Source organism: Microcoleus sp. PH2017_09_SFU_O_A, from assembly GCF_020738625.1.
Lineage (GTDB): Bacteria > Cyanobacteriota > Cyanobacteriia > Cyanobacteriales > Microcoleaceae > Microcoleus.
Genome location: NZ_JAEQCF010000143.1, coordinates 1 through 7,666 on the forward strand (window position 1 = coordinate 1; position 7,666 = coordinate 7,666).

A 7,666-nucleotide genomic window follows, 5' to 3' on the forward strand; every position below is an offset into this window, starting at 1 on the left:
ATTCCTGTAGTTTTAGGACTGTGGACTAAAATTACTAACGTAGATGTCTAACATTGACTACTTTTGGGTAGCTTTGTCCATGTTTTTACGAGCGGTTTCAACAACTCATCACCAAAGGCGCAGATCAACTTAGATTATGTAGTCTATGATACTGAATTTTCTTGGGTTCTGTGTGCTATTGTAGCAAAAATTTACAATCTAGATCGAAAAATCGGGTCAAAGCTGAAAAGACCGATCGAATATTTGGGCGATCGACAGCGATCGATTACCATAGCAAAAAACATCTAATTCACAGCAACCGCCAAGACGGTTATGAGGTTCCCTCTTCCTTATTGCCTCTTCCTTATTCCTTCCATCCTTTACATCCTTTACATCCGTTTCACAATCCGTTGCCGAACTTCCTTCTTGCTTCGGTCAACTGTCAACTGTCAACTGTCAACTGTCAACTGTCAACATGAACCCAACCGAAAAATCTCACTGGAAAACCCTAGATAGATTTGTAGAAATCAACTCTCATTGGGTAAAACTAATTGGCGAACATCTCGAAACAACCGAAGGACAAATAGTCGAATATTGGCGAGTAGAAAGAGCAGATTCCGTTGTAATTTTAACAATTCAAGCTGACAAATTGCTGTTTCCCGCACCGATGTACCGCCCCGGCGTGGCATCCACAACCCTTGACTTTCCAGGCGGTCGCGTACCAGAAGCCACAACACCAGCAGCCGCAGTTCCAGCTATAATCAAAAAAGAACTAGGCGTGACAGAAAGTGCGATCGCCCGCATCCAACCAATCAACACCACAGGCTGGGAAATCAACAGTTCATTCTCCAATCAAAAACTCTACGGTTTTGTAGCAGAATTGCACCCCACAGCCACAGTAAACCCCGAACTCATCGGTGCTGCATATCCTGTCACCCCCGATGGAATTCGCGACTTGCTCAAAAAATTAACTTGCCTCCAATGTCGAGCATTGTTGCTAGAATGGCAAAACCAAGATGATTTTAGATTTAGGATTTAGGATTTAGGATTTAGGGGATGCTCCCGCGACACTAGCCGATTAACGATTTCTTAAAACCAACATCACCGAAACTAATGATACCTGTCAATAATCATGAAGTTGCTGTCGAATGCCTCGACGTTACATATCGGCTCAACCGCAGACATTTAGTAGACAAACTCAATTTCAAAGTGCTGCAAGGAGAAGTATTAGTATTGCTGGGACGCAGCGGTAGCGGCAAAACTACTACCATGAAATTGATTAACAATTTACTGACACCAAGCAGCGGCGAAGTGCTTGTTATGGGAAAACCGACAACTCAGTGGGATTCAATTCAACTGCGGCGAAAAATTGGCTACGTAATTCAAGAAATCGGTTTGTTTCCCCATTTTACCGTCGAGCAAAACGTTGGTTTAGTGCCCAAATTGGAAGGCTGGGAGGACGATCGCATAAAATATCGCGTCCACCAACTGTTAGAATTACTGAATCTCGACCCCCAGCACTTCGCCAAACGCTATCCCCATCAGTTATCCGGCGGACAGCGGCAGCGTGTAGGCGTCGCCAGAGCACTTGCAGCAGACCCTCCGCTGCTGTTAATGGACGAACCGTTTGGTGCTTTAGACCCCATTACTCGCTTGGAATTGCAGCGGGAATTCCGTCAATTACAGCAGCAACTAGGGAAAACTGTGATTTTTGTGACTCACGGAATTCAAGAAGCTTTTTTTTTAGCCTCTAAAATTGGTTTGATGCAAGATGGGCGATTGGTTGAATTTGCCGCGCCGGATCAATTTATTAAATCTCAGCATCCAGAAGCTCGCGCCTTTTTGGAATCTTTTTAATTAGCTAAATTGGAATGCTGTTAGCAATCATGAATTACGCAATGATTAATTTTATTAACCGCTATGGTGCTGAGATGGTTCAGAGGTCGATGGAACACTTGTATTTAGTAATAGTCGCGATTGTTATATCTACGATTGTGGGAATTCCTCTGGGGATTTTAGTTACTAGAAAACCCAAATTGAAAAAGCCGATTTTGGGATTTGCGAATATTATGCAAACAATTCCTAGTTTAGCTTTGTTTGGCTTGTTAATTCCGGTGCCGGTATTGGGCGGAATAGGCGATCGCACGGCAATCATCGCCCTGACACTCTATTCCCTACTGCCGATTATCCGCAACACTTACACGGGCATTGTCGGCGTCGATCGGGCGATTGTGATGGCCGGGACAGGCATGGGAATGACGGATATGCAACTGTTGTGGCAAGTGGAACTTCCCCTGGCGCTGGGCGTGATTCTGGCGGGCGTGCGAGTGGCTGCGGTAATTGCGATCGGGCTAGCAACTATTGCGGCGGCAATTGGTGCAGGTGGCTTGGGAGTCTTTATTTTTCGGGGCGTTGCTACAGTCAACAATCAGTTACTTTTGGCTGGGGCAATTCCGGCGGCTTTGATGGCCTTAGCTGCGGATTTTGGGCTGGGTTTCGTGGAAGCGCGTCTCTCGAAAAGTACATTGAAAGGTGTTAAAGATGACTGAATTTGTGATTGCTGAAATCGTGCACTATCTTAAGGTATGTAGTTGCGCTTCAGCGCTCCGATCTTATATATATTAAGAGAGCGCTGAAGCGCAACAACGTACCTTAAGAGCGCTGAAGCGCAACTACGTACCATGTTTAAGCCGATCGCACTTCCTCTGCTAAATTCATCTCAGGTTCAGCCTTTAAAAGCGGCAAACTCACCCTAAAAATAGATCCCTGATTCTCGCCCGCACTCTCCGCAGCAATTGTCCCGCCGTGTGCTTCCACTAAATGGCGGACGATCGCCAATCCCAATCCCAGCCCGCCATATTTGCGCGTCAGAGACACATCTTCCTGGTAGAAAGAATCAAAAATAGATAGCAAAAAGTCAGGGTGGATGCCTTTACCAGTATCGCTGACGGCAATCAGCGCCCGATCCTCTGCGCGGGATCCGCTAACGCCCGATCGCTCCAGCCGAATCTCCACTCTGCCACCGTTAGGAGTAAACTTAATCGCATTAGAAAGCAAGTTCCAGACAATCTGCTGGAGTCGTACCGCATCGCCAGACACCAGCCCCAGATCCGGCACCATCGCATGAATCTCGATCGACTTCGCAGCGGCTGCCGTTTTCACAGTATCGATCGCAGATTCGACAGCCAAACTCAAATTCACCGGGGTGGGATTCAAGCTCAGTTTGCCGTGCATAATCCCCGCAATATCGAGCAAATCATCAATCAACTGAGTCTGCAATCTGGCATTGCGCTCGATCGTGTCTAAAGCTTTAGCAGTTTGAGCCGCATTCAACGCTTGACTTTGCAGCAGTTGCGCCCACCCCAGGATCGGATTCAAGGGCGATCGCAATTCGTGAGAAAGCACAGCCAAAAATTCATCCTTAGCGCGGTTAGCTTTTTCCGCTGCTGCGCGCAGAGCTTTTTCCTGCTGCAAAATACTGTCGCGCTGCTGTTCCAAGCATTTTTTGTCTTCAATATCAGTTGCCGTACCAAACCATTTGACAACTCGATCCGATTCATTCTTGACGGGAATAGCTTGGTGCAAAAACCATCGATACACGCCGTCGCAGCGGCGCAATCGACCTTCGGCTTGATAAGGGCTGCCGTCTTGTTGAGCAGACATCCAACGATCGCCCATGGTAGAGACATCATCAGGATGGACAACTGCCGGCCAACCTTCAGCTTGAGCTCGTGCTACCGTCAACCCCGTAAAATCTAACCAGCGTTGGTTGACATCGAGCAATACCCCGTCAACGTTCGCTGTCCATACCAATTGCGGGATTGATTCCGTTAAATATCGATAGCGTTCTTCGCTTTGACGGATCTCTTTCTCAGCTTGTTTGCGATCGGTAATGTCGATCAGCGTTCCCACATAGCCAGTCACCGTTCCGTTACAGTCTAGGTAGGGCAGCGACTGGGTGTAGTACCAGGTAATGCTGCCGTCTGGCTGTACGTGCCTGCCTTCGTTCTGGTAAATTCCTCTGGGCTCGGGTTTTTGACACCATTGCAGCCATTCCCGGCTGAGTCGATCGCATTCGTCGGGATGCAAAGTTTGCACCCATCCCATCCCCAAGGCCTCTTCTACCGATCGGCCTGTCATTTCGCCCCAACGGCGGTTGACATAGAGACAGTTATTGTCAATATCAAACCGGAAAATGGCTGTTGGAGAGGCTTCTGCCAGAGTCGCAAACTGGCGCTCGCTTTCCTGCAAAGCGATTTCTGCTTGTTTGCGATCGGTAATATCCTCAGCAATCCCTGTGAACCGATAAATCCTTCCTGTCTCATCTTTGAGCGGAAAACAGCGGTCTCTCACCCAGCGTACAGTGCGATCGGGCAAAACAATCCGGTACTCTTCATCGAACTTGCCCTCAACAGCTTTCTCCTGAAACGCTCGGGCGTTCGATTCGCGGTGTTCCGGATGCACTAAATCCTGCCAAACCCGAGAGTCATCATACAAAGATTGGGGATTCAAGCCCCACAGCCGTTCGTAGGCAGGACTGACATAAAGCACTCGCCCCGAAGGGTAATCGGAAATCCAGAACACAGCATCGATGCTTTCTGCTAACTGGCGGAAGCGTTCTTCGCTTTCCCGTAAAATTGCTTCGGTGCGCTTCCGCTCTTGCAGTTCGTGTTGTGCTTGCTGATAAAGCTCAGCCTGCCGGATAGCAATGCTCACCTGCTGGGCCAACTGCTGAAGCAAATCAATTTCTAAAGGTTGCCACAGGCGCGCGCCGCCGCAGTGATGGACAATCAGCAGTCCCCAACACTGTTTTTCGTGCAGGATCGGTACGACTAGATTTGCCCTGACTTGAAATTGAGTCAGCAGTTCGATGTGACAAGGGTCGATCGAGCCATCATGAATATCTGTTTTTGCCGTCACCAATCCTTGACGGTAGGGTTCAAGATAACTGCTTGCCAAACAGGGATCGTAGATTTGGGAAGCTAGGATCGATCGCCAGTCTGGCCCCACAGATTCCGCTACCACAGTCCCGCCGCCATCTGAGTGCAAACGAAATACGATCGCCCGATCCGTGTCGAGAAACTGTCGCACTTCCTCTACGGTTGTTTGCAAAACGCGCTCTAAATCCAGCGATTGGTGAACTTGCTGGGCAATTAGGGCGATCGCCCGCTCTCGCTGCACTTGTTGCAGGCGTTCTGCTTCTGCCTGTTTAGACTGAGTGAGGTCTACTACTGTACCCAGGAGCCGCAGCGGTTTGCCAGCCCAGTCATAGTAAAGTTGCCCTTTAGCGCCTACCCAATGCAGCGAGTCATCGGCCCAGACAGCGCGAAATTCAACTTCATAGCTAATCCCTGTCTCAAGGGTAGTGGTTATAGCCTCGCCAATTATCTCGCGGTCTTCGGGATGTACGAGTTCGATAAAATCTTCATAACTTGCCGGATAAGTTCCCAGCGGTAGACCAAAAATCGGCCCTACCAGATTAGACCACACTACACAATTGTTAGGAATCTGCCATTCCCAAGTACCCATGCCAGCCGCTTTCAAGGCTAGGTGCAAGCGTTCTTCGTTTTGTTGCAACTTGGCGTGTAATTGCGCTTTGTCGATCGTCCCCTTCACCGCCATCCGCAAACTCTCCGGTGCGATTTGTTCTTTTATTAGATAGTCTTGGGCGCCGGCTTTGATGGCTTCGACTGCGATCGTCTCGTTCCCAACTCCGACCACAATTACAGGCAAATATCGCTGCGATACTATTTTGCTTCGCAGTTGGGCGATAAATTGCAAACCGTCCATATCTGGCAGCCGATTATCGAGCAACACCAGATCCGGCTGGTGTTGTTCCCACAGCGCCAAGCCTTCTTGCCCTAACGGCGCTGCGATTATTTTGTATTGGTACTCGCGATCGCGCAGCAGATACTGTCGGTACTTATGACAGTCTTCCGGGCTGCGATCGACAATCAAGACGGTGCGCTGGATCTGACTCATTGCAAACCTTCCTTGCAAGCGCGATCGATCTTCATGGCAATTTCACAGCACCCATCGTGTAAAGCCTGGATGCTTCCCTTCAATTGACGAACATTCATCGGAGCGATCGTACAGCTATTTGTAACAGATACTGGCAAAACATCAGCCAAACGCAGAAAGTCTATTTTTTGTACAGGCTTAAAAAGCACATCGTGGCTACCAATACCACAATACCAATACATTCTATCTACTTTCAACAAATTATAGGTGCATAAAGTTTAAACCGTCAGCGTTGTGATTTTCTGCAAACCATCCGCGTTCGGAGGATTCGCCATCAGATTGCGGATTTCATTTGAGCGTGCAATGTATTCTCGATCGCTTAAAACAGCTTCACTCCCCTCCAGAGAAATAGGACTTGCCAAATCAATCCAAGAACGACAACCGCCGTATTCAGAAATGTACTGAATTTCGGCTGTTTCTGCGAGGCGATAAGCCCGCAGCAATAAAATATAAATTGGCTGATTTTGTTTCCATTTCAGGCGGTCGCCGACAAATTTTTCATTCCAAATATGGTAGGGAAATAGCGCATTAATTGCTGGTTCCCAAGCCACCAAAAAAACATCAGTAATCTCAGCCCAACTGCCAATTCTAATAGTTTCCGGATGCCAACCAGATTCTACAGTTTTTACTTGACTTGCAAAATCTGGCTTTAATAAATCAGGTTGTTGGTGTTCAAAAGTTGGATACAGTAAAACTTGCTTGTCACTGACATTAAACTGTCCCGCTTGTTCGCGAATACCACCTTTTCGCAACAGCACAATCGTTCTGCCCCCTTCCAAAGCATTAACAGCTACATTCCATTCTTTCAGCGCGCGAGTAGTTGATTTCATAGGATTTATTTGGGTTTTAACAATAGTAACAAAATCGCTGATTCAAAGCTACTCTACCTACTTTTTTCTGTTAAAATTAGATAGATTGAGGGTGAATACTAAAAATCCAAATCAGGACTTAGGGTATGGAAAAGCGACAATTGGGTACATCAGAAATTCAAATTACCCCGATAATTATGGGGACTTGGCAAGCTGGGAAGCGGATGTGGGTGGGAATTGAGGATGCCGAAACTGTCAAAGCCATGCGCGCCGCTTTTGAGGCCGGTATTACCACCTTTGATACGGCTGAGGTTTACGGAGAAGGGCATTCGGAACAAATTATCGGTCAAGCACTTTCAGACGTGCGATCGCAAGTAGTTTATGCTAGCAAAGTTTTCGCCAACCACCTCAGACCAGATTTGGTAGTCGAAGCGTGCGATCGATCGCTAAAAAACCTCAACACCGATTATATCGACCTGTACCAAATCCACTGGCCCGCCGGCACTTGGAATTCCGAAGCCGTACCAATTGCCGAAACCATGGACGCCCTGAACAAATTAAAGCAACAGGGGAAGATTCGGGCGATCGGCGTTTCCAACTTTTCCCGCGCCCAAATAGCAGAAGCCGCCCAATACGGACGCATTGACAGCTTGCAACCGCCCTATTCTCTGTTTTGGCGCTGGGTAGAAAAAGACGCCATGCCCTACTGTACCGAAAATAATATCTCAATCATCGCCTATTCATCTCTAGCTCAAGGAAATTGATCTTAAAAAAATCAGAATGTTTGAGGATTGCATATCAGATGAAGGAAGATTTTAGGGAAATATATGAAACTAATTTAACTGTCAAAAAAGGGC

At 47.6% G+C, this 7,666-nt stretch carries 7 protein-coding genes and 1 pseudogene; 5 read left to right on the forward strand and 3 right to left on the reverse strand.

Annotation, left to right across the window (positions count from 1 at the left end):
* Positions 1 to 170: 170 nt before the first annotated feature.
* The 4 genes from JGK16_RS31435 (at position 171) to JGK16_RS31450 (ending at position 2,528) form a co-directional block, all read left to right on the forward strand.
* Entirely contained in the window at positions 171 to 458 is a 288-nt protein-coding gene (locus JGK16_RS31435; RefSeq protein ID WP_293203580.1) for a hypothetical protein, read from the forward strand.
* Positions 455 to 1,018, forward strand: a complete 564-nt coding sequence (locus JGK16_RS31440; protein ID WP_293186989.1) for an NUDIX hydrolase — start codon at positions 455 to 457, stop codon at positions 1,016 to 1,018. Before JGK16_RS31435 ends, JGK16_RS31440 begins: the two co-directional genes overlap by 4 nt.
* 74 nt (positions 1,019 to 1,092) lie before the next feature.
* Positions 1,093 to 1,836 carry an ATP-binding cassette domain-containing protein gene (locus JGK16_RS31445; RefSeq protein WP_293186990.1) on the forward strand — a complete coding sequence of 248 codons (744 nt, stop codon included), beginning with the start codon at positions 1,093 to 1,095 and terminating at the stop codon, positions 1,834 to 1,836.
* A 41-nt stretch (positions 1,837 to 1,877) separates the two neighbouring features.
* Entirely contained in the window at positions 1,878 to 2,528 is a 651-nt protein-coding gene (locus JGK16_RS31450) for an ABC transporter permease (protein ID WP_293186994.1), read from the forward strand.
* A 136-nt stretch (positions 2,529 to 2,664) separates the two neighbouring features.
* Here JGK16_RS31450 and JGK16_RS31455 read toward each other — a convergent pair whose 3' ends face one another.
* The 3 genes from JGK16_RS31455 to JGK16_RS31465 are packed head-to-tail and all read right to left on the reverse strand — an operon-like array spanning position 2,665 to position 6,830.
* A complete protein-coding gene (locus JGK16_RS31455; RefSeq protein WP_293193816.1) occupies positions 2,665 to 5,961 on the reverse strand; it encodes a PAS domain-containing protein in 3,297 nt (1,098 codons plus the stop codon).
* On the reverse strand, positions 5,958 to 6,182 hold the full coding sequence (locus tag JGK16_RS31460) for a hypothetical protein (protein WP_293186992.1): 225 nt from the start codon (positions 6,180 to 6,182) through the stop codon (positions 5,958 to 5,960). Before JGK16_RS31460 ends, JGK16_RS31455 begins: the two co-directional genes overlap by 4 nt.
* Before the next feature lie 36 nt (positions 6,183 to 6,218).
* Positions 6,219 to 6,830 carry a DUF1802 family protein gene (locus JGK16_RS31465; protein ID WP_293193814.1) on the reverse strand — a complete coding sequence of 204 codons (612 nt, stop codon included), beginning with the start codon at positions 6,828 to 6,830 and terminating at the stop codon, positions 6,219 to 6,221.
* Positions 6,831 to 6,955: 125 nt separating this feature from the next.
* On the opposite strand from JGK16_RS31465, the pseudogene JGK16_RS31470 reads away from it, so the two are divergent.
* Positions 6,956 to 7,567 (forward strand): annotated as a pseudogene (locus JGK16_RS31470) (aldo/keto reductase); the annotation flags it as partial.
* Between the last annotated feature and the right edge of the window lie 99 nt (positions 7,568 to 7,666).

Excerpts from the sequence above, each read along its gene's own strand:
- JGK16_RS31440 (WP_293186989.1), top strand. The coding sequence starts at position 455 with ATGAACCCAACCGAAAAATCTCACTGGAAAACCCTAGATAGATTTGTA.
- JGK16_RS31445 (WP_293186990.1), top strand. The coding sequence starts at position 1,093 with ATGATACCTGTCAATAATCATGAAGTTGCTGTCGAATGCCTCGACGTT.
- JGK16_RS31465 (WP_293193814.1), bottom strand. The coding sequence starts at position 6,830 with ATGAAATCAACTACTCGCGCGCTGAAAGAATGGAATGTAGCTGTTAAT.
- JGK16_RS31455 (WP_293193816.1), bottom strand. The coding sequence starts at position 5,961 with ATGAGTCAGATCCAGCGCACCGTCTTGATTGTCGATCGCAGCCCGGAA.
- JGK16_RS31460 (WP_293186992.1), bottom strand. The coding sequence starts at position 6,182 with ATGTATTGGTATTGTGGTATTGGTAGCCACGATGTGCTTTTTAAGCCT.
- JGK16_RS31450 (WP_293186994.1), top strand. The coding sequence starts at position 1,878 with ATGATTAATTTTATTAACCGCTATGGTGCTGAGATGGTTCAGAGGTCG.